At 66.7% G+C, this 24,205-nt stretch carries 20 protein-coding genes; 9 read left to right on the top strand and 11 right to left on the bottom strand.

The annotated features are described in order from the left end of the window. Nucleotides 1-27: 27 nt before the first annotated feature. The 3 genes from MP11Mi_RS01255 (at nucleotide 28) to MP11Mi_RS01245 (ending at nucleotide 3,453) form a co-directional block, all read left to right on the top strand. Entirely contained in the window at nucleotides 28-1,647 is a 1,620-nt protein-coding gene (locus tag MP11Mi_RS01255) for a PucR family transcriptional regulator (protein WP_420040515.1), read from the top strand. Between the two features lie 65 nt (nucleotides 1,648-1,712). Further along, the gene (locus MP11Mi_RS01250; RefSeq protein WP_420040514.1) at nucleotides 1,713-2,519 is read left to right on the top strand and encodes a sulfite exporter TauE/SafE family protein; all 807 of its coding nucleotides are present in this window, start codon (nucleotides 1,713-1,715) and stop codon (nucleotides 2,517-2,519) included. Nucleotides 2,520-2,544: 25 nt separating this feature from the next. Beyond that, complete coding sequence (locus tag MP11Mi_RS01245; RefSeq protein ID WP_420040513.1) at nucleotides 2,545-3,453, top strand: mechanosensitive ion channel family protein; 909 nt, start codon at nucleotides 2,545-2,547, stop codon at nucleotides 3,451-3,453. Nucleotides 3,454-3,582: 129 nt separating this feature from the next. Here MP11Mi_RS01245 and MP11Mi_RS01240 read toward each other — a convergent pair whose 3' ends face one another. The 6 genes from MP11Mi_RS01240 to MP11Mi_RS01215 form a co-directional block, all read right to left on the bottom strand. Further along, a complete protein-coding gene (locus MP11Mi_RS01240) occupies nucleotides 3,583-9,033 on the bottom strand; it encodes an ATP-binding protein (protein ID WP_420040512.1) in 5,451 nt (1,816 codons plus the stop codon). 205 nt (nucleotides 9,034-9,238) lie between these two features. After that, the gene (locus MP11Mi_RS01235) at nucleotides 9,239-9,601 is read right to left on the bottom strand and encodes a GNAT family N-acetyltransferase (protein ID WP_420040511.1); all 363 of its coding nucleotides are present in this window, start codon (nucleotides 9,599-9,601) and stop codon (nucleotides 9,239-9,241) included. 23 nt (nucleotides 9,602-9,624) lie between these two features. Then, nucleotides 9,625-11,412, bottom strand: coding sequence for an acetyl/propionyl/methylcrotonyl-CoA carboxylase subunit alpha (locus MP11Mi_RS01230; protein WP_420040510.1), 1,788 nt, complete (start codon nucleotides 11,410-11,412; stop codon nucleotides 9,625-9,627). 245 nt (nucleotides 11,413-11,657) lie between these two features. Continuing rightward, nucleotides 11,658-13,049 (bottom strand): condensation domain-containing protein, encoded by a 1,392-nt coding sequence (locus MP11Mi_RS01225; RefSeq protein ID WP_420040509.1) that lies wholly within the window; start codon nucleotides 13,047-13,049, stop codon nucleotides 11,658-11,660. 6 nt (nucleotides 13,050-13,055) lie between these two features. Then, nucleotides 13,056-13,490 (bottom strand): SufE family protein, encoded by a 435-nt coding sequence (locus tag MP11Mi_RS01220; protein WP_420040508.1) that lies wholly within the window; start codon nucleotides 13,488-13,490, stop codon nucleotides 13,056-13,058. Between the two features lie 12 nt (nucleotides 13,491-13,502). Beyond that, complete coding sequence (locus MP11Mi_RS01215) at nucleotides 13,503-14,399, bottom strand: sulfurtransferase (protein ID WP_420040507.1); 897 nt, start codon at nucleotides 14,397-14,399, stop codon at nucleotides 13,503-13,505. A gap of 118 nt (nucleotides 14,400-14,517) precedes the next feature. Here MP11Mi_RS01215 and MP11Mi_RS01210 point away from each other — a divergent pair, with 118 nt between their 5' ends. Further along, nucleotides 14,518-15,429 carry a neutral zinc metallopeptidase gene (locus MP11Mi_RS01210; protein ID WP_420040506.1) on the top strand — a complete coding sequence of 304 codons (912 nt, stop codon included), beginning with the start codon at nucleotides 14,518-14,520 and terminating at the stop codon, nucleotides 15,427-15,429. A gap of 51 nt (nucleotides 15,430-15,480) precedes the next feature. Here the strand turns inward: MP11Mi_RS01210 and MP11Mi_RS01205 are convergent, their stop codons facing one another. Genes MP11Mi_RS01205 through MP11Mi_RS01195 form a run of 3 tightly spaced genes read right to left on the bottom strand, consistent with a single transcriptional unit; the run spans nucleotide 15,481 to nucleotide 18,031 of the window. After that, the gene (locus MP11Mi_RS01205) at nucleotides 15,481-16,134 is read right to left on the bottom strand and encodes a Maf family protein (RefSeq protein ID WP_420040505.1); all 654 of its coding nucleotides are present in this window, start codon (nucleotides 16,132-16,134) and stop codon (nucleotides 15,481-15,483) included. Further along, the gene (locus MP11Mi_RS01200) at nucleotides 16,134-16,409 is read right to left on the bottom strand and encodes an acyl-CoA carboxylase subunit epsilon (protein ID WP_420712824.1); all 276 of its coding nucleotides are present in this window, start codon (nucleotides 16,407-16,409) and stop codon (nucleotides 16,134-16,136) included. The genes MP11Mi_RS01205 and MP11Mi_RS01200 overlap by 1 nt, the downstream gene beginning before the upstream one ends. Then, nucleotides 16,406-18,031, bottom strand: a complete 1,626-nt coding sequence (locus tag MP11Mi_RS01195) for an acyl-CoA carboxylase subunit beta (RefSeq protein ID WP_420040504.1) — start codon at nucleotides 18,029-18,031, stop codon at nucleotides 16,406-16,408. The genes MP11Mi_RS01200 and MP11Mi_RS01195 overlap by 4 nt, the downstream gene beginning before the upstream one ends. Nucleotides 18,032-18,142: 111 nt before the next feature. Between MP11Mi_RS01195 and MP11Mi_RS01190 the strand changes: the two genes are divergently transcribed. Beyond that, a complete protein-coding gene (locus MP11Mi_RS01190; protein ID WP_420040503.1) occupies nucleotides 18,143-18,952 on the top strand; it encodes a biotin--[acetyl-CoA-carboxylase] ligase in 810 nt (269 codons plus the stop codon). Between the two features lie 12 nt (nucleotides 18,953-18,964). Here the strand turns inward: MP11Mi_RS01190 and MP11Mi_RS01185 are convergent, their stop codons facing one another. Then, the gene (locus MP11Mi_RS01185) at nucleotides 18,965-19,576 is read right to left on the bottom strand and encodes a DUF6069 family protein (protein WP_420040502.1); all 612 of its coding nucleotides are present in this window, start codon (nucleotides 19,574-19,576) and stop codon (nucleotides 18,965-18,967) included. A gap of 143 nt (nucleotides 19,577-19,719) precedes the next feature. On the opposite strand from MP11Mi_RS01185, the gene MP11Mi_RS01180 reads away from it, so the two are divergent. The 3 genes from MP11Mi_RS01180 to MP11Mi_RS01170 are packed head-to-tail and all read left to right on the top strand — an operon-like array spanning nucleotide 19,720 to nucleotide 22,278. Beyond that, complete coding sequence (locus tag MP11Mi_RS01180) at nucleotides 19,720-20,253, top strand: PH domain-containing protein (protein WP_420040501.1); 534 nt, start codon at nucleotides 19,720-19,722, stop codon at nucleotides 20,251-20,253. Then, nucleotides 20,250-20,942 carry a response regulator transcription factor gene (locus tag MP11Mi_RS01175; RefSeq protein WP_420040500.1) on the top strand — a complete coding sequence of 231 codons (693 nt, stop codon included), beginning with the start codon at nucleotides 20,250-20,252 and terminating at the stop codon, nucleotides 20,940-20,942. The genes MP11Mi_RS01180 and MP11Mi_RS01175 overlap by 4 nt, the downstream gene beginning before the upstream one ends. A gap of 10 nt (nucleotides 20,943-20,952) precedes the next feature. Continuing rightward, nucleotides 20,953-22,278, top strand: coding sequence for a sensor histidine kinase (locus MP11Mi_RS01170; protein WP_420040499.1), 1,326 nt, complete (start codon nucleotides 20,953-20,955; stop codon nucleotides 22,276-22,278). Here the strand turns inward: MP11Mi_RS01170 and MP11Mi_RS01165 are convergent. Next, a complete protein-coding gene (locus MP11Mi_RS01165) occupies nucleotides 22,250-22,810 on the bottom strand; it encodes a GtrA family protein (RefSeq protein ID WP_420040498.1) in 561 nt (186 codons plus the stop codon). The two genes, MP11Mi_RS01170 and MP11Mi_RS01165, sit on opposite strands and share 29 nt — an antisense overlap. A gap of 80 nt (nucleotides 22,811-22,890) precedes the next feature. Here MP11Mi_RS01165 and MP11Mi_RS01160 point away from each other — a divergent pair, with 80 nt between their 5' ends. Then, nucleotides 22,891-24,156, top strand: a complete 1,266-nt coding sequence (locus tag MP11Mi_RS01160) for a 5-(carboxyamino)imidazole ribonucleotide synthase (protein ID WP_420041974.1) — start codon at nucleotides 22,891-22,893, stop codon at nucleotides 24,154-24,156. The last annotated feature ends 49 nt before the right edge of the window (nucleotides 24,157-24,205 follow it).

Genomic DNA, 24,205 nt, shown 5'->3' with positions numbered 1-24,205 from the left:
CTCCGAACTCGCTGTCAGAATAGGTGCATGCCAGAGTTTCAGGGAGCCCCGCTGGGCGATGTGATCGACGCGCTCGATACCGCGGTCGACTGGGCGGTGACCAGCGCCGATGACGTCGTGGTCGACGACGTCTCGCTGCTCGACGCGGACGACGTGGCGGCTGGAGCCGATGTGTCGACGGATCTCATCGTCCTCGTGGGCGTCGACGGTGATCGAGTGCGCGAATGGCTGATGCGTGAGCATCGCGGCCGCCGTCCGCGCGCGATACTCACGAAGGCTTTCGCTGGGCCGGCGCAAGCGCAGCCCGTCGTCGACGACTCCGGGGTGGCCGTGATTGGCGTCCATGCGCGAGCGCGGTGGGACCGGATCCTCGGCCTGGTGCAGGCCGACTTGCACCGCGGACGCGAGGCCGTCGGGCATCTCGGAGATCCGGACGCGTCCGCCGACGTGGACTTGATCGGTCTTGTCGGCCTGGTGGCGCGGGGGACGGGCGGGCTCGTGTCGATCGAAGACGCGACGAGCGCGCGAGTCCTCGCCTATTCGCCGTCCAACGGGGAGGCTGACGATCTGCGTGTTCAGACGATTCTCGGGCGGGAGGGGCCGCCGAGTTACCTCGCGCTGCTGCGCACGTGGGGTGTGTTCGACGCGATCCGTCGCGGAGGCGAAGTGGTCGACGTACCCGCGGACGACGAGCATGTGATGCGTCGACGGCTGGTGATCGGCGTGCACAGCGGCACGGGCCGTCACCTGGGATCGATCTGGGTACAGGAGGGTGCGACCGAGCTCGCCGCGGATTCGGCCGACGTGCTGACCGGTGCTGCGGCGATCGCGTCCCGGATTCTGACCCGAGCGATGGCGGCGCCGTCGGCTGAAGCCCAACTGCTGCAGCGACTCTTCGGCGAACACGGCGGGGTCGACGCGTCGTCGGCCGGTGCCTATCTCGGTTGGCCGGTGACCGAACGCGCTGCGGTGATCGGCATCGCCGCGGAGGGCGGGCCGCGCACACCGACCGACGCGATCGCCGCGGTCGGCGGAGCCATTCGGTTGCATGCGAGCGCCTATGCGACGTCGGCGCTCACGACAGTGATCGCCGACCGGGCGTACATCCTGGTTCCGGCTGCGGACGTCGCGCCGATCACGCGGTGGGTCGGTCTGCTGGTCGCGCGGTTCGACGGCGACCCGGTGCTGGAGGGCGGCCGCCTGCACGCCACTGTGGTGTTCCCGGTCGACGGATTGGCCGAGGTCGCCCGGGCTCGCGGCGAAGTGGACCGCGTGTTCGCCGCGACCCGCGCGGGCGGAGCCGATCGGGTGACGACGCTGGCTCAGGCACGCACCGCGGTCCTGCTCGGTGAGACCCTCGACGCGCTCGTCGACCGCGACGAACTCGTTGACCCGCGGGTGGTCGCCATGGTCGCCTACGACGCCGACCGCGCTGCGCATCTTGAGGAGAGCGTTCGTGCGTACCTCGACGCCCACGGCAACGTTCGCGACGCCGCGAAGCGGATCGACGTCCACCCGAACACGCTTCGCTACCGAGTCGACCGCGCCCGCCAGGTGTCCGGGCTCAACTTAGACGATCCGGCCGAGCGGCTGTTGAGTGCCCTGCAACTCGCGTTGCTGGATCGCCGTCGCCGGCCCGCGGTGTAAGTGATCCGGCACAACTACTCAGACAAGCTGTGGAGTACTCCTCAGACAAGGGATACTCTTCCGTCGTGAAAATTGCAGGACGAACAGGTGTCGAGGCCGGAATCGGATTCACCGGGGGAGTGATCGGAGGCCTCCTTGGTGGAGGTAGCGGTGTGTTCTACGTGCCGGCGCTCGAACGCGCGACGGCGCTGTCCCGACATGCGCTACACGGCACTGCGGGCGCCGCCAATATCGCGGTCACCGGCGTCGGCGCGGTGGTGTTCGCCGCAGCCGGCGGATCGGTCGATCTGCGCGCGGGGGCGGGGATGGCGCTCGGCGCGACCGTTGGCGGGTTGTTTGGTGCCCGACTGATCGTCGCGATCCCGCAGCGACCATTGCGTTGGCTGTTCGTCGCGATCCTGGTGGCTACGGGGGTCAAACTCATCCTCGACGCTGCGGGCCTGGGATTGTCGTCGGGTTCGGCTCTGGTCTCAGACGAGGTGATCGCGAACCTCGTGTACGCGGTCCCGGTGTCGCTGACGTTCGGTGCGGTGATCGGCGCGTGGGCCGCCGGTATGGGGTTGGGCGGCGGTCTCCTGGCCGTCCCCGTCCTGATGCTGTTGTTCGGCGCCGACCTCCCGACGGCCGAGGGTACGTCTCTGTTGATGTTCTTCCCGAACGCGGTCGTCGGGACGTACGGGCACATGCGCCAGGGCACAGTCGACCGCAGGCTGGCGACGATCCTGAATCTCGGTGCGTTTCCGGGCGCGGCGGTCGGCGTTTTGTGCGCGCTCGCTGTCGATGCAGACGTGTTGGCGACAATTTTCGCGGTGTTCGCACTGGTCATCGCGTTGCGGGAGATTCGACGACTGATTGTGGACAGGCGCACATGACGGTGGCGTCCGTACCGTCGAAACCATGACTGCTCAATCGCTCGCATTCGAATGGACGGACACCAACCGAACGTGGCTGATCGAGACTCCGACCAGGATCGCCTGCTTCATCGTCGGCGCACTCGTGGTGCGGTGGCTGTTGTTCCGCGTGATCGACCGTGTGACGAAGCCGCGTGACGACGGCGAGAAGCGCCTCGTTCGAGGGCTCCGTGAACGGACCGGGGCACGCGGCCCCAAGGCCAGAGCACGCCGCGCGCAGCGTGCCAAGACGATCGGTTCGGTCCTCAAATCGACCGTGTCGGTCGTCATCCTGGTGTGGCTCGTCCTCTCTATCCTGGCCGAATTGGACGTGAACATCGCGCCGTTCATCGCGTCGGCGGGAATCCTCGGCCTCGCCATCGGCTTCGGTGCTCAACACCTGGTGGCCGACATCGTGTCCGGCGTGTTCATGATGATGGAAGACCAGTACGGGGTCGGCGACGTCGCCGACTTTGGCGAGGTCATCGGCGAGATCGAGTCCGTTGGCCTGCGCATCACGACCGTCCGCGACATGGACGGCACTCTGTGGTACATCCGTAACGGTGAAATCGAGCGGGTCGGCAACATGAGTCAGGACTTCGCCGTCGCCCGCCTGGAAGTTCCCGTCGCCGTCGACGCCGACCTCGACAAGGCACAAAACGTCGCATTGAGTGCGGTACTGCGCGCCGTACGCGACGCTGAGGTCGTCGACGAAGTCCTCGGCGAACCCGAGATGCTCGGCGTCCAAGAGGTCACGTCGTCGCACGCATTGCTGCGGATGACGGTGACGACGAAGCCCGGCGCGCAGTGGGGCGTGCAGCGGCACCTGCGCAGCCGAGTACTCGGCGAGTTCGACCGCGAGTCGATCAAGCTGCCGATGCAGTCGTGGGGAGAAGCCCTGGCCGGTCCCCGGTAGTCCGGTCCCCAGCAGTCCGATTCCCAGCAGTCCGATTCTCAGTAGGGATCGCGTTGCACAACGGTCGTCAGAGAGCCGTTGTGCAACGCGATTCAGGACCCACTCCGCCCAGACAGCGGGTGGGGCCTACTACTTCGAGAAGGCGTCGATGATCCGGGGGCGGAGTTCAGCGGCGGCGATCACCGCGTCGACCGAGCCCACACGCACAGCGCGGTGGATGTCGTGGACGCCGTCGAACTCGGCGGCCATTTCCGAGATCTTCTCGGCCCGCACAGATGTGCGCAGCTCGTCGAGTTCGGCGCTCAGCGCCGCACGCTCCGCGCCCGAAGCGTCGGCTGCCCGCGCAACGAGTTCCTGGACCCGCGGATCCTTCGCAGTCCGGACGCCGACCTCTCCCGCGAACACGACCGCCGCAGCGGGGGCTCCGCCGAGAACTGAGGCGAACGACCCGTCGATCGCCAAGACTGTCATGTTCGGGTTCAACGCCTTCGAGAAGACGACGAACGCGCCGCCGTGGTAGCGCGAGATGACGCAGAAGACGATCGGACCGTCGAAGTTGATGATCGCGCGGCCGATCTCGGCGCCGTACTCCAGCTGCAGCTTCCGCAGAGACTCCGGGGACCCGTCGAAGCCGGACAGGTTAGCCAGGACGACCACCGGGCGGTTTCCGCTCGCGGCGTTGATCGCGCGGGCGGCCTTCTTCGACGATTGCGGAAACAGGGTTCCCGCACTGAACGTGTCCGGGCCGTCGGTCGGCAGGAATCCGCGACGACCGATCGGCGTCGACTCGATACCGATCAGCGTGATGGCGTGGCCGCCCATGTGCGTGTCTTGCACGACGACGGTGTCGGCGTCGCCCATGCCGGCCCACCGCTCGAAAGCAGGCAGATCTTGGTCGGCGACGGCCCGCATCACCGAGCGGATGTCGAACGGCTTCTTACGATCGGGGTTGGCTGTCGACGAGAAGATCTCGCCGACGGTCGCGAACTCACTGTCGGCAACCTCATGCGGGAAGTTGGAGATGTCACGATCGACCGGGTCCGACGAGTTGGCCGCCCGCGGCGACTCCTCGCCCGGAAGCACGTACGTGTGGTCGTAGTGGCTCATGACGATGTCGATCGCCGAGTTCAGGTCGGGCGCCCAATACTGTGCCTCGCCGTTCGGTCCCATGACGCGGTCGTAACCGCCGATGCCGAAGTTGTCCTCGGCTGACACACCGCCGGAGAAGTCGAGGGCCTGCTTACCGGTCAACACCATCGAAGAGTCCGGGGTCATCACCAGGATGCCCTTCGTGTGCATCAACATCGTCGCCTCGGCGTTCCAGTACGCCTGGCCGCCGACGTTGATACCGCTGACGACGATGTTGATCTCGCCGCCGTCCTGGGTGAACTCGACGATGCGCTTGAGTGTGGCGGCCACCCAGTCGAGGTTCTCGGTCCCGGAGTCCATGCGTACCGCGGCACCCGACGACAGCGCGTACCACTCGACGGGGAGCCTGCGTTCTTCCGCGAGGTCGAGCGCCGCCGAATACCGGCGGCACTCCGGCTCCGTCAAGGCGCCGAGCGCCTTCGTCGGGTCGCCAAGCATGACGACGCGCTGCACGCCCTCCGGGTACTTGTCGGTCGGTGTGCTCACGACACCGACGACGACGGCCGCAGTGTTGCTGCCCTTCGCCCGGTCGACGGGGACGAGCGCGTCGTCGACGAGGTCGTATTCGGTGAAGTCGCCGAGCCGATCGACCAGCTCGTACGGGTACACGGTTCCGCGGCTGGCGGCCTTCAACACCTTCTGTCGGTACTCGTCGAGCGGTTCGACTGGCTCGTCGTTCGGCGCGCCGACCTCGACTGACGGTTTGCCCATCGAATCGAACGTGATCCGCACGGCGATCTTCGACAGCGCACGAGTCTTCTTGTCGCGCTGTCGGCCGATTAGCAGGACCTCCTCGAGGCCCGCACCTTCGACCGACGTCGCGTCGACGGTGTGTTGGACGATCCGGCGCAATGCGTTGTCGGACACGTCGATCGACGGCCAGATGTACATGACGATGCGGTTGGTGTTGAACCGAGTGTTCGAGGGGCGTTCGGTCTGTGCGCTTCGGATAGCGTCCACGCAGGTCGCGAACGTGGTCTCGGCGGTCGGCAGGGTCAGCAGCTCACCGTCGTCGGCGACTGCGGTCAAGTCGCGGATCTGAGCGAACGCGATCAACCGGTCGTCGGCCGGGTTGGTGGTGGCGACCGCACGGAACAGGTACACCTCTTCGTCGTCCGATGACGACAGGCGCGTCAGCTCGAATCTGCGCAGCCGCTCCATCTGCATGCGACGCGCGATGTGCGGGTGTAGTCCGCGGATCAGCCGGTCCTCGGTGAGGCCGGTCGCCGACTGACGGAAGGTGAAGTGGTGGTGCATCGTGTCGTCGCCGTGACCGGCGACGGTCGCGGTGATCCGGTGAACCGATTCGGGCAGCGCGCCCGCGCCGATCACGTCGTCGAGGGCAGCAGCACGCTCGTCGAACGAGGCCGGTTGCCCCTCCCACCGCAGGTAGATGTCGGCGTCGAGGGTCGGTGTCTTGGCGGCGAGTTCGACGAGGCCCGCCAGGGCATCGTCCAGGTCCTCGAAGCTCGCGGCGACCGAGACCAGCGTCGAACCGTCGCGTTCGGCGACGACGAAGGTGCAGCCGCCCGAGCGGTGCGACGCGATCTGCGTGACGCCCTTGTTGCCGTAGTAGCGACGGGTCAAGACTTCGAGCATGACGGCGTCGTCGAGGTCGTCCTGTTCGAGGCGTTCGCTGAGGATCGAGACCAGCGGTTCGGTGCTGCGGACCATATCGGCGATGCGCTCGGCGCGGTCGGCGACCGTCGGGGTTTCGTCGAGGACCGCGAGGTGTTCGCGGACCCGGCTGTAGACGGCATCGCGAGTTCGACGCAGGCGCGGCTGGCCGTACCAGGCGTGCAGCACGCCGCGCGCCAAGTTGGCGATGGCGGGAAGCCGTCCTTGGGTGGCGGCGACGAGGCGTTCGAGCGATCGACCGGTCGCCTCGCTGTCCTCATGGTCGGGTGCGGGTTCACTCAACCAGCGACGTAGGACGGCGGTGACGACCGGAACCGTGTCGGCGGGGCGACCTAGCGCGAGGAAGATCCGGAAGACAGCCTCTTCCAGATCCGGGTTGCGTTCCAGATCGTCTATACCGTAGTGCTCCAACGCGTACGACAGTTTCGTCTGGAACCGCTCGGGGACGCCCGCGACGTCGACGTCCAGGCTCTGCAGATAGGTGTGAAAGTGCTCGCGGGCACTGTGCACTCGAGTGTCGTTGCCAACCTCGTCGGACGGTCGGTGCTCCGACAGCGCAGCGATGTCGCCGAACACGGTGATGAGCTCGGTTTCGGCTTCGTGCGGTGCGAATCCGCCGGCGATCGCGGCCTCGCGAGCGGCGAGATAGTCGGAGAGGACGCGATCGGTGTCGGCGGGGTCGCCGTCGAAGCCGAGCAGCAGGCTGCGGAGATCTTCTAGTCCGCGGGCGAACAGTTCGTCGGTGCCGACCGGGCCGGGGTTCTCCGGAAGATCGAGTGCCACCCCGTCTGAGGTGGATTCTTCGGTGTCGGCGTCGTCTTCGATCGGCTCCAGGCGCAGCATCGGTGCACCGGTCTCGACCTGGGCTCCGACCGTCACAACGCACTCTTTGAGGCGGGCCTTGAACGGCGCGCGCAGGACGGTCTCCATCTTCATCGACTCGAGGACCAGCACGGGATCGCCCGCTTCGACCTCGGCGCCGACGTCGAGTGGGGTCGCGATGACGAGCGCGGGGGCGGGGGCACGGACGACGCCGCCCTCGTCCCGGCTGACGCGGTGCGTGACACCGTCGACGTCCACGAGATGGATAGGGCCGTGGGTGTCGGTGAGTAGCCGGTAGCGGACTCCGTTGACGGTGATCTGGCCTGCATGCTCGTCGAAACGTTCGACGTCGACGTCCGTGGTGCGCGAGTCGTCGCCCGCCTCGACGACGACGCGGAAGCGGTGCGCGCCGACACGGGCGACGCGCACTCGATAGCCGACCCCGCGCAGTTTGAAGTCGAGCGGGCGTCCGCTCTCATGGAGGACCTGCGGGCGGCCACCGGACGCGGTCACGAGCAGACGGGTCCGCTCAGTGGCCTCCTCCTCCTCGTAGGCGTCGATGGCGGCAGCGGCGAGTGCGACCGTCGAATGCTGGTGGGAGACGAGTCGGCCCTCGTCGCGAACCCGGTCGATCCAGCCGGTGTCGGCCGAACCGTCGATGACCTCCGGCTGGTTGAGTAGTTCGAGCACGAAACTCTTGTTGGTGGCGCCGCCCTCGATGATGACGCCGGTGCGGCTCATCGCGCGGCGGAGCCGGCCGAGCGCCTGCTCGCGGTCGCTGCCGTAAGCGATGATCTTCGCGATCATCGAGTCGAAGTCGGCGGGGATGGTGTCGCCTTCGCTGACCCCGGTGTCCACGCGGATGCCGGGACCGGTCGGCAGATTGAGGCGGGCGATGCGGCCGGGTGACGGCGCGAAGTCGCGGTCCGGGTCTTCGGCGTTGAGACGGGCTTCGATGGCGTGCCCGCGTTCGACGGGTTTGACGCCGTCCAGCTTGTTGCCGGACGCCACGTGCAGTTGGGCGCGCACCAGGTCGAAGCTGTTGGTCAGCTCAGTGATCGGGTGCTCCACTTGCAGGCGGGTGTTGACCTCGAGGAACGCGAACAACTTCTCGCCCGGGTGGTACAGAAATTCGACTGTCGCTGCCCCGCGGTAGCCGACGGCGTTGGCGAGCCGTTCGGCCGACGCTTTGACCTCGTCGGCCTGTTCGGCGGACAGGACAGGCGACGAGGACTCTTCGATGACCTTCTGATTGCGGCGCTGGACCGAACAGTCACGGACGCCGAGGGCCCACGCAGTGCCTTGGCCGTCGGCGATCACCTGGACCTCGACGTGACGTGCCCCGGTGACGAGACGTTCCAGGAAGACCACTCCGCTGCCGAAGGCGCGTTCGGCCTCTTCTCGGGTGCGCTGGTAGGCGTCGACGAGTTCGCTGTCGTCGGACACCTTGCGAATGCCGCGTCCGCCGCCGCCTGCCGTCGCCTTCAACATGAGCGGGTAGCCGATGTTGGCGGCGGCCTCCTTGGCCTCCTCGACGTCGTTGACCGGCCCACGGCTCCACGGCGCGACCGGCACTCCGACTTCTTCAGCGATCAGCTTGGCGCCGATCTTGTCGCCGAGTCTGCGCATCGCGTCGGCCGATGGGCCGATGAACGTGATGCCGATTCGGTCGCAGAGTTCGGCGAACGCCGGGTCTTCGGCGACGAATCCCCAGCCGACCCACGCCGCGTCGGCCCCGGATTCGACGAGCGCGCGCTCAAGGATCTCCATGTTGAGGTACGGACGTGCGGCTGCCGGACCGAGGTCGTAGGCGATGTCCGCTTCCCGGACATAGGTCGAGGTGCGGTCCACATCGGTGTGCAGGGCGACGACCTCGACCGTTTCGCCGGTCTCGGCACTGAGGTCTCGAACGGCATTGATGAGGCGCATGCCGGCCTCGCCTCGGTTCACGATCGCGATGCGCTTGAACACGCAGAGCTCCTTGCTGTGGGGGAAGTTCGGGTGGGCTGCGGGCACGTCGTGTGCTCGTCGCGAGACGAGCGGGGTGGTGCCGTGGACGATTGTCGCAAGTTCAGTGTGCCCAGGGCCACCTTTTCGGGTGTGACAAGAAACCCTTACTTGCTGGTAGCGGCCGATATCCGGGGTTGTCGGGCCGGTACGCGCGAGTAGCGGCGGGCTACGGGGGAGTAGGGATGAGCGGGCCGGTCGTCAGGCTGAGCGCGCCGGACGCGAAACGCGTCACCGGGCCGACGGCGTCGGCGAGTGCGTCGTCGTACCCGTCGCGTGCGACGCCGACTAGGTCGGCCGCGCCCGCTCCCGACGTCCGCACGCCGATGAGTGCAACGGTCTCACCGGTCGTCGGAACGCACACGGCCCAGACGAAGCGGGACTCGTCGGCCCATCCCTCGTTCGAGGCGCGGATGTACGCGGCCGGGTCTTCGACGTCGAAGAGTGTCAGGGCTGGGACGTCCGAGAGCCGGTCGTCGTCTCGCAGCGCGCGGAGATACCACGCGCCCGCGAAGACTTCGACCGGCTCCATGAACTGATGTTGAGTGAGTTCGACTACTTGATCTCGAGGAGGACGGTGCCCTGGGTGACTGCGGCGCCCGCCTCGGTGGCGAGTCCGGTGACGGTGCCGTCCTTGTGGGCGGTGACCGGGTTCTCCATCTTCATGGCCTCCAGCACGACGACCAGGTCGCCGGCGCTGACGGTGTCGCCCTCGGCGACGGCGACCTTGACGACGGTGCCCTGCATCGGGGCGGCCACGGCATCGCCGGAGGCTGCCTTCGCGCCGCCCTTGGTACGGGTACGGGCCTTCGGCTTCTTGCGGATCGCGCCGTTCGTGGCGCCACCGCCGCCCAAGTTCAGGTCGCCGGGCAGGGAGACCTCTACGCGACGTCCACCGACCTCGACGACGACCTTCTGGCGCGGCTCGGCGTCGTCCTCGATCGGTTCGGCGCCGGCATACGGCTCGATGGTGTTGTCCCAGTCGGTCTCGATCCACTTCGTGTAGACATCGAACTTCTCGTCGTCACCGATGAAGGCGGGGTTCGAGACGATGTGGCGGTGGAACGGGATGACCGTCGCCAGACCCTCAACCTGGAACTCGGCGAGGGCGCGCCGCGAACGTTCCAGCGCCTGCTGGCGGTTCTCGCCGGTGACGATGAGCTTGGCGAGCATCGAGTCGAACTGGCCGCCGATGACGTCGCCTTCGCGGACACCGGAGTCGACGCGCACGCCGGGGCCGGTCGGCTCCTTGTAGATGCTGATCGGACCCGGGGCGGGGAGGAAGCCGCGGCCGGCGTCCTCACCGTTGATGCGGAACTCGAACGAGTGGCCGCGCGGCGTCGGGTCCTCGGTGATCGTGAGTTCCTTGCCTTCGGCGATGCGGAACTGCTGGCGCACGAGGTCGATGCCAGCGGTCTCCTCGGTGACCGGGTGCTCCACCTGAAGGCGCGTGTTGACTTCAAGGAACGAGATGGTGTCGCCCTGAACCAGGTATTCGACGGTGCCTGCACCGTAGTAGCCGGCTTCGCGACAGATGGCCTTCGCGGACGAGTGGATGCGCGAACGCTGGTCGTCGGTCAGGAACGGTGCGGGAGCCTCTTCGACGAGCTTCTGGAAGCGGCGCTGCAGCGAGCAGTCGCGGGTGCCTGCGACGACGACGTTGCCGTGCTGGTCGGCGATGACCTGGGCTTCCACGTGGCGTGCCTTGTCGAGGTACTGCTCGACGAAGCACTCGCCGCGACCGAACGCGGCGAGAGCCTCACGGGTGGCCGATTCGAACAGCTCGGGGATCTCTTCAACGGTCTGCGCGACCTTCATGCCACGACCGCCGCCGCCGAACGCCGCTTTGATCGCGACGGGGACGCCGTAAGTCTTGGCGAACTCGACGACCTCGTCGGAGCCCTTGACCGGGTCTTTGGTGCCTGCCGCCATCGGAGCCTTGGCGCGTTCGGCGATGTGGCGAGCGGTCACCTTGTCGCCGAGGTCGCGGATGCTCTGCGGCGACGGGCCGATCCAGGTGAGCCCTGCGTCGAGCACGGCCTGTGCGAAGTCGGCGTTCTCCGAGAGGAAGCCGTAGCCGGGGTGGACGGCGTCCGCGCCCGCCTGGGCTGCCGCGTCGAGGAGTTTGTCGAACACGAGGTACGACTCGGCGGACGTCTGGCCACCGAGGGCGAAGGCTTCGTCGGCGAGTTTGACGAAGACGGCGTCGGCGTCGGGTTCTGCGTACACCGCGACGCTGGCGATGCCAGCGTCCTTGGCGGCGCGGATCACGCGAACCGCGATCTCGCCGCGGTTGGCAATAAGAACCTTCTTGATGGTCGTCTGTGCGATCGAACTTGACACTGGCTCTCCTGGGGCGGGCCCACGCGTGCGGGCATTCGTCGGGCTTGCATGACGTCCCGTCGTCGGGCGGTCCGATGTGGACCGCTCGCCGACGGGCGCCGGGTCTTGCGCGTCGCTCGCGGGGGTATCCACGTGTGGCGCTCACCGAGGCGCTCCGAGAACTCGGGGCGTCGATTTCCGAGACTCAGCGTATAGCACCGAGCGATTGCTCGGTTGAGGCCGTCCTCGGATTTCGGTAACTGGTTCTACCCTGCCGCCGCTGTACTCGCGAGTATCTGGGCGAAGTCGTCCAAAAACGGCAGGACCGGGCCCGGCTGCTCTGTCGGGTAGCGCGAATGCATGCGCAGACCGGTCGGCGTTCGGTTGAGCCAGACATAGACTTCGTCGCCCGAATAGGAGTGACTTCGCAGGACACGCGCCCACCCGGCGTCGGCGTTCGCGGCGGTCGGCGTGCCGCGTGTGTCCATGAATGAGACGACGAATCGGGGGGCTGGCGGCGGGCCGAGCAGCTCGGCGACGCGCAGAAACGGCAACGACGCGCCGTTCCGGCCATCCCGCAGTCCCTGCGTTGCGCGCCGGGTGGCCGTCGCGAAATCCGGCGAGTCGGCGACGCCCACGGCGACCGGCGACAATCCGACGAACCAACCCAACGCGTGCAGCCAAGCGGGATCGTTGCGGGTGTGCCGCGGCATCACCACTGCGAAGTCTTCGCCGGGCGCCACCCGGTGGTAGGCGATCGCGAGCGCGGCCAACAGTCCAGCCACCAGGTTCCCGCCGGCCGACGCCGCGGCTGCCTCGAACGCGCGGGTCTGCTCATCGTCCAGCAGTCGCTCGGTGCGCGAGGACTGCGCGGGATGTTCGATGTCGAACGGTTCGTCCGGTGACGACTCGACCGGAGTCAGCGGAGCGAAGTAGGGGACGCTGCCGTGGTCCGCCAAGAACGCGCGCCATGTCTGAACTGCAGGATGCGTCGCGTCGGCGGAGTCGGCACGGCTGCGCTCACCGTTGCTGAACTCGATGTAGCTGCTCGTCGATTCGAGTGTGTGCGGGCGACCGTCACGGGCCGCGCGATATAACTCGGTCAGCTCGTACTGTGCGGTCACCAGCGAATAGCCGTCCACGAGTGAGTGGTCCGCGGCGAACAGTAGCGTGAATGAGTCGGCGCGCGCGACCGTCGCGAACCGGTACGCGGGCCAGTGCAGCGGCGCGGTCGCCCGGTCGAACGATCCCGCGACCTGCTCCAACAGCAGCGGAGTCTCCGTGTACCAGCCGATCCGGCTCATGGTCAGGTGAGTGCTGCCCGCCGGTGTGCTGTAGCGCTCGGTGTGGTCGCGTTTGAGAACGACGTGGGTGCGCAACACCTCGTGGCGGTCGATCCACGCCAGCATCGCCGCGCGCACCGCGGGCACCGACATCGGTTCGTCGAAATCGATGGACAAGCCGAGCCACGACTCGCGTCCGCCTTCGCGCTGGGTCCGCGCGCGGTACTCGAACGCGGCACGAAGGTGCTGTTCGTGATTGTGCGAGGTGAGCCGATCGTCGCGGCTCCAACTACCGAGACCGCCTTCGACCGTCGGTATCCACTCGACGAGTCCACCGGGCTGCACCGGTGCGTCGAGTATCTGCAGAAAATCCATTCGACGCTACGAACTCGCTCCGCCCGACTGTTCGGCGACCTGGCGCTTGATCCGTGCGAGCATCCCGGCCATACCGCGAAGCCGGAGTGGGCTGATCACGGCGGCCAGGCCCAGATCGTGGAAGAAGTCGGCGGGGACCTCCGCGATCTCCTGCGCGGACGCACCATTCAACCCTTGATGCAGGATCGACGCGAAGCCGCGTGTCGTCGGCGCCTCGGGAGGCGCGCTGAAGTACAACACGACAGCCGACGGGTCGGACGCGTCAACGGACAGAAAAATTGGCGACTGGCACTCGGGGACCGGTTCCATCGCCTCCTCGTGCATGGACTCGGGGAGATCGGGAAGCTCGCTCGCGAACTCCAACAGCAAGGTCACCTTGTCGGAGTCGGCGAGTGCCGAGAAGTCGTCGACGATCTCGGCCAGGGCTGAGGGCAGAGACACGGTACGACCTCGTCAGCGAGCGCCGGGTGCGGCACCCGGCTCGTCGCCCTGCACGATCGGGACACGCACGCGGTTGCCCCATTCGGTCCACGAACCGTCGTAGTTGCGGACGTTGGAGAAACCCAGCAGGTAGGTGAGCACGAACCAGGTGTGGCTCGACCGTTCGCCGATCCGGCAGTAGGCGATGGTCGGCGTCGTCGGGTCGAACGCGCCGTAAATCTCCTCCAGTTCAGGGCGAGACCGGAAGCGGCTGTCGGGAGCTGCGGCCTTAGCCCACGGGATCGACACCGCGGTCGGGATGTGGCCGCCGCGCAGCGCGCCCTCCTCCGGGTAGTCGGGCATGTGCGTGCGCTCGCCCGTGTACTCCTGCGGTGAACGGACGTCGATCAGCGGCGTCGTGCCAAGCGAAGTCAGGACATCGTCAGCGAACGCTCGGATCGATGCGTCGTCCCGTTCGACGATGGGGTAGTCGGTCGGGGGATAGGCAGGGACGTCGAACGACGTGTCGCGCTGCTCGTCCATCCAGGCGTCGCGACCGCCGTCGAGTAGGCGGACGTCCTCGTGGCCGAAGAGAGTGAAGACCCACAACGCGTAGGCGGCCCACCAGTTGTTCTTGTCGCCGTAGATGACGACCGTGTCATCACGCGAAATACCCTTGTCGCTCATCAGCTTCGCGAACTGTTCGCCGTCAATGTAGTCGCGGGTCACCGGGTCGTTCAGGTGGAGATGCCAATCGACCTTTTGAGCGGTCGGAATGTGGCCGATGTCGTACAACAGGACGTCCTCGTCCGATTCGACGATCTTGAGTCCGGGAGCGCCCAGGTGTGCGGACAGCCACTCGGTGCTGACAAGACGTTCCGGGTGTGCGAACGAGGCGAAAGCCGGGTTCGAGTCCAATTCCACTGGCATGAGCGAGTCTCCCGAGTTCTGGTGCGCGGCGGCCTAAGCCGACTGTCTCATCTAGCATACGGTCGGCCGAATGACAGTGTTGGGACGGTCCGCCGTCGTGTCCTGTTAGCGTCACTTCATGCAAACGCGTCCCAAACGCCGAAACGGCGCGAAACGAATCATGTCGGCGGCCGCGAGCGTCATCGCGACGGCCCTCGTCATGACAGGATGCGCCGCAGGGCAGGACGGCGCCCCGACCCGGGCGGCGCAGCAGCCGCCCAAACACTGCACGAGCACCGAATGTCCCGAACTGCCGGTCTACGCCAGCAAACAGGTGGCCGACAGCGGCGTCACGGTGGCCAACGCGTCGACGGCCGTTCCCGCGTACATGACGGAGGTCCTCGACGACCTCGACCGGACGTGGCAAGAGTGGTTCGCGGAATTGAACATCGAAGACATCGAGCCCGGACGCGTCCTCATCAAACCGGGCGAGACCTTCGCGTCCAAGTGTCTCGGCAAGTCGGAGCCAGCCCTGACAAGCGATTTTGCGAACGCGCTGTTCTGCTCGCTCGACAAGGAACCGGACGGCCAGGGCGTCGAGCAAGAGGGTTCGATCGTGCTTCCCGTCCAGACCTTCGCCGACATCTGGGACGGCAAATTGTTCGGCGGCGACGGAATCATGCTCGGCGACTTCACCGCTGCGACGATCATCGCCCACGAGTACGGCCACAACGTCATGTACCGCTTGGCCGACGCCTACGGCATGAGCGAGTCGCAGCTCCCGACCGGCGACGATCCGGAACTCCTCGCCGACTGCTTCGCAGGGAACTGGGCGGGCACCGTGTTTGCCCGCAAGGACCTCTCGGTCAAGGAGATTGCGCAGGCCGCCGTCCTCATTTTCAGCATCGGCGACCCCCTGCCCAACCAGGGGCACGGCACGTCCATCGAACGCATCCACGCGTTGACCCGCGGATTCGCCGAGAAGCTCACCGCCCAAGGACAGCCGCTCACGTGCCTGAAGAACTACTGGCCGGAGGCGCTCGGGTCGTAAGGTCCGCAGTAGGCCGGGGGTCGGCTGCGGACCTTACGACCCAGCGGGCCCTCACGTACGCCAGAGATCCGTCACGTCGACGCCGACTCGGGCGAGCAGTTCCCGGGTCAAGGGGAGGCTGATGCCGATAACACTCGACGGGTCGCCGGAGATGCCGTCGAGGAGCCAACCGCCGAAGCCGTCGAGGGTGAACGCTCCAGCGACCTTCAACGGCTCACCCGTCGCGACATATCGGGTGATCGTGTCGTCGGAGATGTTCGAGAACGCGATGTCCGTCGACTTGTGGTCGGCGGCGGCCGATTCCACGGCGCCGTCACTCAGACGGGTCACACAGTGACCGGTCAACAGGTGGCCGGTCTTACCGCGCATCCGCTTCCACCGCTCGACCGCGACATCGGGACTGTGCGGTTTTCCCGACAGTTCGCCATCGAGCAACAGCATCGAATCGCAGGTGAGGACGACGCCGTCGGCGCGGGCCGCGTCGAATGACGGATCGCCATCGGACAGGATCGACGAGACGATCGCGTCGCCCTTCGCTCGTGCCAGACGGGTCACGACGTCCGTCGGCGATGCCTCGCCCATGGGGGCGATGATCGCGTCCTCATCGAGGTCGGCGACGAGGACCTGCGGAACGAGTCCGGCGTCGCGCAGCACGCGAAGACGTGCCGGCGACGCCGAACCCAGAACGACAGAGGTCGAACCCATCAACCGCGGTTGGGGAACGACGACGGCATGCCCCACGTCGAACGGTGCATGTCAGTCGGGAGACCCCACTCGTTGCGGGTGACGGGACCGGTGTCGCCACCGTTGCCGCTCGCCGACGCGAGCACGCTCACCAGGACGGCGACGTCCTCGCCTGTCGGATTACCCGACACGACGGTCAGAAACGGCTTCGCGGGGGTGTCGCCAGCGGCGTTCTCGGGGGTCGACTCCATAGCCTTCTCCTCAGTCTTTCCGGGCACCGTGTTTCCGTCGGTCACAGGGGAATGTTCCCGTGCTTGCGCGGCGGCAGCTGGACGAGCTTGCGCTCGAGCAGGCGCAGCGAGTTGGCGATCTGGCCGCGCGTATGGCTCGGCGGGATGACGGCGTCGACGTATCCGCGCTCAGCAGCCACATACGGGTTGACGAGGGTGTCCTCGTATTCCTGCTGCAGCTGCAGACGGAGCGCGTCGACGTCGTCGCCGTTGGCTTCGGCGTCCTTCAGCTGGCCGCGGTAGACGAATCCGACGGCGCCCGAAGCGCCCATGACGGCGATCTGCGCGGTCGGCCACGCCAGATTGACGTCGGCGCCCATGTGCTTGGAGCCCATGACGTCGTACGCGCCGCCGTACGCCTTGCGGGTGATGACGGTGATCTTGCCGACGGTGGCCTCGCCGTACGCGTAGAGAAGTTTCGCCCCTCGGCGGATGATGCCGTTGTACTCCTGGTCGGTGCCCGGCAGAAAGCCCGGGACGTCGACGAGCGTGATGATCGGTACGTTGAACGCGTCGCAGGTGCGGACGAAGCGTGCGGCCTTCTCGGACGCGTCGATGTCCAGGCAGCCGGCGAACTGGGTCGGCTGGTTGGCGACGATGCCGACGCTGCGGCCTTCGACACGACCGAAGCCGACGACGATGTTCATCGCGCGCTCGGCCTGGACTTCGAGGAATTCGTCGTCGTCGAGGATCCGGCGGATCACCTCGTGGATATCGTACGGCTGGTTCGGCGAGTCCGGGATCAGCGTGTCGAGTTCGAGGTCCTCCTCGGTGAGGTTGTCTTCGATGCTGCCGGATGCGACGTTCGCGGGCAGACGCGGAGCGTCGGCGCGATTGTTGCTCGGCAGGTAGCCGAGTAGTTCCTTGACATATTCGAGTGCGTCCTCTTCGTCCTGCGCGACGTAGTGGGCGACCCCGGACTTGGTCATGTGGGTGGTGGCGCCGCCCAGATCCTCCATGGTGACGTCCTCGCCGGTGACGGTCTTGATGACGTCAGGGCCGGTCACGAACATCTGGCTGGTCTGGTCGACCATCACGGTGAAGTCGGTGAGCGCGGGGGAGTAGACGTGGCCGCCTGCCGCTGCGCCCATGATCAGCGAGATCTGCGGGATGACGCCGGACGATTTCACGTTGCGGTGGAAGATTTCGCCGTACAGGCCGAGCGAGACGACGCCCTCTTGGATGCGGGCGCCCGCGCCCTCGTTGATGCCGACCAGCGGACGGCCGGTCTTGAGCGCCAAGTCCATGACCTTCACGATCTTCTCGCCGTACACCTCGCCGAGGCTGCCGCCGAACACGGTCACGTCCTGGCTGAACACGCAGACCTCACGGCCGTCGACTGTGCCGTAGCCGACGACGACGCCATCGCCGACCGGGCGCTTCTCGGCGAGGCCGAAGTTGGTGCTGCGGTGGCGGGCCAGCGCGTCGAGTTCGACGAACGAGCCTTCGTCGAGGAGATGGGTGATGCGCTCGCGGGCGGTCAACTTGCCCTTCGAGTGGATCTTCTCGATCGCGCCCTCGCCGACGGGGTGCTCGGCGTCGGCGAGACGATTGCGCAGGTCGGCGAGTTTGCCGGCCGTTGTGTGAATGTCGGGAGTAGCGCCTTCGTCGCGCGAAGCAGTCGTCATGAACATCGACTTTAACGAGATAGGTGTGACTCCGGTCAACTGGATCGAATGTGAGAATATCCTCACATTCACTTCGGGGTCGGTTTCATGGCGGGTCTAGAGTGTCTGCTCATGACCGAATCCGCGCTCCCCGACGCCGCCCGCTTGCGTGATCTGCTCGCCGGAACCCGGTGGCACACCGTCGAAGTGGTCGCCGAGACCGGATCGACCAATGCCGATCTGATCGCGCGTGCCGAGGACGCAGACCTGGTGGGTACGGTGCGGATCGCCGGCTTCCAGTCGGCCGGCCGCGGACGACACGCTCGGGTGTGGAAGACCCCGCACGGGCAGCTCGCGATGTCGGCGGCAGTTCTGGTCCGGCCGTCCGATGCCGAACAGGTCGGCTGGCTGTCGCTGCTGACCGGACTTGCCGTCCGCGACGCGTTGTCGGCGGTTGCGGGGGTCGAAGCAGAACTCAAATGGCCGAACGACGTGCTCGCGCCGTCCGGTGACGCCGGTCCCGGCGGGAAGCTGTCAGGCATTCTCTCCGAGTTCCGCCCGCTGCCCGGCGGCGGTGGCATCGCGGTGATCGGGACGGGCGTCAATGTCGACCTCGATCCGTCGAGTGTCGAGAACGCGAACGCAGCGTCGGTGAGCGGGCTGGCCGGGCGAGCCGTTGACGGGACCGAGGTGGCGGCCGCCTATCTGCGGGCGCTGTCGGATCGGCTCGCTGACTGGCCCGAGCACATCGACCGACTCGTCGCCGACTACCGAGCATCGAGCACGACCCTTGGCAAGCGAGTACGGCTGATCCTGCCCGGCGACGTCGAGGTGATCGGCGACGCTGTCGACGTCGACGATCAGGGGCGGATCGTCGTGAGCGGTCCGGACGGGCCGGTCGTGGCGTCGGCGGGCGACGTCACGCATCTACGACCGGTGTAGGACCGGCCGCCATCAGTGTGCTTTGCGGCGGCTCGCCGTCCCCATTGTGGGGATCAAGGTGAACACGGGCAGACCGATGATCAAGTGCATGATCGCGGTACCGATGCCGGTGGAGATCTCGGCCGATAGCGCGAGCGGAACGACGACGCTCGCCGCGATCAGCAATCCGACGACCCAGCGGTAGAACTGGTCGGGTGCGGGTGTGGCGACCTGCAGGAGATACCAGAGGGCTCCGCCCAAGACCGCGGCGAAGAAGCCGACGAGCGCGAACCACAGTTCGTCTTGGGACAGCGGATTCCAGATTCCGAGGTTGCCCGAGTCGTTCACCTTCTGGGTGACGGTCCGGATGATCCAACCGACCAGCCACGCGGCGAGGCCGGTGACGACACCGGTCATCAGGACGCCGCCGCAGAACATCAGCGGATCGACGTCGGGCCCGCGGCGCGGCGACTTCGGCTTGGACCTCTGCGGCGCGTGCCCCTGCTGGGTGTAGTCCTGGGGTTGTTGGGCGTATTGCTGCTGCTCGGTGTAGCCGTACTCGTAGTCGTTCGCTTGGCTGTACGCCCGGGTCTGCGGATTCTGGTTCGCCTGGTAGCGCGGGTCGCGCGGGTCGTAGTTCGTCATCTCTCGCAAGCACCTTCGCCGTCGCATCGCCTCGTGCTCGCACATACCTGCCGTTCGACGAGCACCTCGTGCATCGAGTGTAACGACGATGGCGGGTTACAGGTCGACACCTGAACGTCTTCGACGCACTAAGCTCGGTCGACATGGGATATCCGCGCGACAACCTCGCACCTGGCGAACAGGTCGTCATCCATCGGCACCCGCATTGGAAGAGTCTCATCGCACCGGTGCTGTTGTTCTTGGTGGTGACGGCGCTCGCCGGTGTAGCGCTCGGCTACACCAACACCAGCGACTCGTTGTCGGATGGCGCGGCGATGTGGCTGACGATCGCGGTGATCGTCGTGTGGGCCGTGGCGACGGCGTACTGGTTGGCGCGCCCGGTCCTGTCGTGGCGGACCACCCATTTCGTCGTCACCGACCGTCGCGTCATGTACCGGAACGGGATCATCACCCGCTCGGGCATCGACATCCCGATGCGCCGGATCACTTCCGTCGAGTTCCGGCACGGTCTCGTCGACCGCATGCTGCGCACCGGCACGCTCGTCATCGAGTCCGCGTCCGATGAGCCACTCTCGTTCCACGACATTCCGAACGTCGAAGCGGTCCACGCCGAGCTGTATCAGGAGATCCTCGACGAGGACGACGACATCGACTACGGCCGGGGGCGCCGCAGATGACCGCTGCCCGCCCGATCCTCTTGGCCGAAGACGACGCGGCGATCGCCGAGCCGCTGGCGCGCGCGCTCACCCGCGAAGGGCACGAGTGTGTGATCGCGCCGACTGGCCCCGACGCGCTCGAGGAGGTGCTGTCCGGCGATTACGGGCTGCTGATCCTCGACCTCGGGTTGCCTGGAATGGATGGTCTGGAGGTGTGTCGTACGGTTCGTGCGCGCATGCCGGAGATGGCGGTGCTGATGTTGACCGCTCGCACCGACGAGGTCGACTTCGTCGTCGGTCTCGACGCGGGCGCCGACGACTACGTGGGTAAGCCGTTCCGTCTGGCCGAACTCCTCGCCAGGGTGCGTGCGCTGATGAGACGCAGCAGTTCCGCCGACGACGAGGGGGTGGTGCTCGACTACGGCGACATCCAGCTCGATGCGCGGGCGCGCAGAGTGGTCGTCGACGGCGAAGAACTGACCTTGGCCAACCGTGAGTTCGACCTGCTTCAGTTCCTGATGGAACGGCCCGGGGAGGCGTTGGCCCGCGACGAGATCATGACGCAGGTGTGGGGTTCGGTCGATCTGCGCTCGTCGAAGACCCTCGATATGCACGTTTCGTGGATCCGGCGGAAGATCGGCGACGACCAGCCGAACCGAAGCAAACACATCGTGACCGTGCGCGGTGTCGGCTTCCGATTCGACCCGTAAAGGTTTCCGCGTGCGCCGTCGAATACTGAAGATGATGATCGTCACCGTCGCGCTGATGGGACTTCTCCTCGGCGTGCCGTTGACGATCCTGTCCGTCCAAGCGATGTCCCGGGAGGCGCGTCACAACCTCTCGGAGAGTCTCAAGCGCATCTCCGAGTACGTCCTGTCCGAAGAGACCGGCGGGCGCGGCGTCCCGATCAGCGACCTTGATCTCGACCAGTTCCGGCTGTTGGTCCCGTCGGGCGGACGGCTGAGTCTCGACGTAGACGTCGATCGCCCGGACGGGACGGTGGTTCCGGTGCACCGGGAGCTCGGCGCCGAGCAGAAGGCGGAAACTATCGCCGAGTCGGTGAGTCTGGGACCGCAAGCGCGCATGACGCTGGAGATCCCGAAGGAGAACGTCCGACCCAAGCAGCTGTTGGCGGTCGGCGTGCTGTTCTTGGTGATCGCCGGATCGGTCGGCGGCGGTGCGCTCGTCGCAGTGGTGACGGCCCGTCGACTGTCCGAGCCGTTGACGGCGGTCGCCGAACGTGCAGGTGCGATGGCGCGCGGCGACTTCTCATCCGAATGGCCGTCGTACGGCATCGACGAGCTCGATCGGGTCGCGGAGGCGTTGGCCGACGCGAACCGTGAGATCGTGTTGCGTCTGGAGCGGGAGGGCGAGATCGTCGGAGACGTCTCCCATCAGCTACGCAGCAGGCTGACCGCCGTCCACCTCCGGTTGGACGAGTTGACGTTGCACAGCGATCCCGCTGTTCTCGTTGAGGCGGAGGCCGGGCTCGAACAGGTTGAACGGTTATCGCGCGAGCTCGACGAACTGGTCGCGGCGTCGCGCGAGGACACTGCCGGCCGCGGCGCGATCGATGGACGGGACGTCGTCGACACGTTGATCGGCGACTTCGACCCGGCGTTCCGGGCCAAGGGCAGGCGGTTGCGTTCGGAGACATTGGGCCGGATCCCGATGATCGCCGGGAAGCCCGGTCGACTCCGGGAGGCGTTGAGCGTGCTCATCGACAACTCGCTGCAGCACGGTGCCGGTACGACGACTGTTCGCATCGCGAATCTTCCGGCCGCCGAGATGGTGCGGTTGACGGTGGCCGACAGCGGGCCGGGAATCGCCGACGAGATCGCGCTGGACGTGTTTCGACGCGGGTTCTCCGGCGGCAGCCGGAGCGGTATGGGGCTGTCTTTGTCGCGGGCGCTCATCGAAGCCGAAGGCGGGCGTCTCGAACTGACGTCACGTCGTCCCGCAGTGTTCGCGATCGTGCTACCCGCTGAAGGCCGGCGGCCGTTCGACGAAGGTCACCTCAGGCGTGACCGAGTTCCTCATCGGTGAGTTCGTCAGGATTCGGGTTGACGTCGGTCGATCCGCCGTCGCCGCCGCGCGGCTCCTCGTCGGGGAACGCGAAGCGTCGTAGGGCCCAGAAGCGGAACGCCATCCCGAACACGTTGCCGATTATGAACGCGAGAAAGAAGTCGAGGACGGCGAGTTCGAGACCCGCCAGGTTCTCACGCATCCCGAAGACATTGTTGGCCAACCAGAGTGGGGCCGCGGTGAGGAGCACAGCGACGCCGCTGATCAGGAAGAACAGGAGAGCTTCGTGGTGTCGTTCGCGGCCGCCGCGGTTCTTGAACGCCCACTCGCGGTTGAGGATGTAACTCAGGATCGTTGCGACGACGCCGGAGATGATCCTGGCGACCACTGGTTTCTGCTCGAGCACTGTGAACGCGAGCATGTAGTAGACCGCGGTGTCGATGACGAACGTCGTGCCGCCGACGATGGCGAATTTGATGAGTTCGCTGTGCTTCATGACGAGCCGGTGGATTGGCCCCGGCAGCATGGCGACTGCCTTGTCGATTGTCAGCACAACGGACGAGTCTACGTAATCGTCTCGTCACACACACATCTGCGGACGTCTGTGCGGCGTTTCGCGTCGGACATGACACCATTGACGCCGTGAGTTCGCTACCGCGTTGTACAGAATCGGGCCGTACAGAATCGGGCATGCCGACTGTCACCATGATCGGGGGCGGGCAACTGGCCCGCATGACCCATCAATACGCGATCGCGTTGGGCCAGTGCCTGCGGGTCTTGGCCAGTGGCCCGACCGACCCCGCAGCGCAGGTGAGCGGCGACGTCGTCTTCGGCTCGCACGAGGTCCTCGACGACCTGCGCGAGGCGGCCGAAGGCGCGGTCGCATTGACGTTCGATCACGAGGGTGTCCCGTTGGAACTCCTGGAGGCGCTCGAAGCAGAGGGCGTCGCGGTGCGTCCGCCGTCGAAGGCGTTGCGGTTCGCGCAAGACAAGCTCGACATGCGTAACCGGCTGTCCGACATGGGGCTGCCGGTGCCCGGCTACGCCGACCTGTCCGGCGACGTCGCCACGGCTCGCGAAGAGTTGATCGCTTTCGGCGACCGAAACGACTGGCAGGTGGTGATCAAGGCGGTCCGCGGCGGCTATGACGGGCGTGGCGTGTGGCTTGTCGACGGTCACGACGAGGCGCTCGCTGTGTTCGACGCGCATGCGGGCGGCGACACGGTCCTGATGGCCGAGCAGAAGGTATCGATGCGCAGGGAACTGTCGGCGATGGTCGCGCGGTCGCCGTATGGTCAGGGTGCAGCGTGGCCGGTCGTCGAGACCATCCAACGCAACGGGCAGTGCGCCGTGGTGCTCGCGCCCGCGCCCGGCCTCGATCCGGAGATCGCGCAGCAGGCGCAGCAGATGGCATTGCGGCTGGCCGACGAACTCGGCGTGATCGGCGCGATGGCGATGGAGCTCTTCGAATCCGTCGATGGCCGGCTCGTCGTCAACGAGTTAGCGATGCGCCCGCACAACAGTGGCCACTGGACGATGGACGGCGCAGTCACCTCGCAGTTCGAGCAGCATCTGCGCGCCGTGCTCGACTATCCGCTCGGCGACACGTCGCCCCGCGCGGAGGTCGTGGTGATGGCGAACGTTCTCGGCGCCGAACAGGCACCGGAGATGTCGGTCGACGAACGTCTGCACCACCTGTTCGCGCGGATGCCCGACGCCAAGATCCACATGTACGGCAAGGGGGAGCGGCCAGACCGGAAGGTCGGTCACGTCAACGTCGTCGGCGCTCCCGGCGAGGACGTGGACACGGTCCGCGAGCGCGCCGAGCGAGCCGCCCACTGGATGAGCCACGGCATCTGGACTGACGGCTGGGATCCGCACGACGACACACGGCACTAGGTTTCACACGCCGATGGGCTTCGGCGAAGCTCGCGCACTCATCACCGAC

The organism is Gordonia abscondita, from assembly GCF_032711245.1.
In the GTDB taxonomy this organism is placed as follows: Bacteria; Actinomycetota; Actinomycetes; order Mycobacteriales; family Mycobacteriaceae; genus Gordonia.
The sequence above is the reverse complement of the archived record's forward strand: the minus strand, read 5'-3'. Positions and strand labels throughout refer to the sequence as shown.

What these genes read in the sequence shown, in the direction of transcription:
- MP11Mi_RS01185 (WP_420040502.1), bottom strand. Translation starts at nt 19,576, where the DNA reads ATGACGAACTACGACCCGCGCGACCCGCGCTACCAGGCGAACCAGAAT.
- MP11Mi_RS01175 (WP_420040500.1), top strand. Translation starts at nt 20,250, where the DNA reads ATGACCGCTGCCCGCCCGATCCTCTTGGCCGAAGACGACGCGGCGATC.
- MP11Mi_RS01215 (WP_420040507.1), bottom strand. Translation starts at nt 14,399, where the DNA reads ATGCCAGTGGAATTGGACTCGAACCCGGCTTTCGCCTCGTTCGCACAC.
- MP11Mi_RS01205 (WP_420040505.1), bottom strand. Translation starts at nt 16,134, where the DNA reads ATGGGTTCGACCTCTGTCGTTCTGGGTTCGGCGTCGCCGGCACGTCTT.
- MP11Mi_RS01225 (WP_420040509.1), bottom strand. Translation starts at nt 13,049, where the DNA reads ATGGATTTTCTGCAGATACTCGACGCACCGGTGCAGCCCGGTGGACTC.
- MP11Mi_RS01210 (WP_420040506.1), top strand. Translation starts at nt 14,518, where the DNA reads ATGCAAACGCGTCCCAAACGCCGAAACGGCGCGAAACGAATCATGTCG.
- MP11Mi_RS01190 (WP_420040503.1), top strand. Translation starts at nt 18,143, where the DNA reads ATGACCGAATCCGCGCTCCCCGACGCCGCCCGCTTGCGTGATCTGCTC.
- MP11Mi_RS01245 (WP_420040513.1), top strand. Translation starts at nt 2,545, where the DNA reads ATGACTGCTCAATCGCTCGCATTCGAATGGACGGACACCAACCGAACG.
- MP11Mi_RS01195 (WP_420040504.1), bottom strand. Translation starts at nt 18,031, where the DNA reads ATGACGACTGCTTCGCGCGACGAAGGCGCTACTCCCGACATTCACACA.
- MP11Mi_RS01180 (WP_420040501.1), top strand. Translation starts at nt 19,720, where the DNA reads ATGGGATATCCGCGCGACAACCTCGCACCTGGCGAACAGGTCGTCATC.
- MP11Mi_RS01255 (WP_420040515.1), top strand. Translation starts at nt 28, where the DNA reads ATGCCAGAGTTTCAGGGAGCCCCGCTGGGCGATGTGATCGACGCGCTC.
- MP11Mi_RS01235 (WP_420040511.1), bottom strand. Translation starts at nt 9,601, where the DNA reads ATGGAGCCGGTCGAAGTCTTCGCGGGCGCGTGGTATCTCCGCGCGCTG.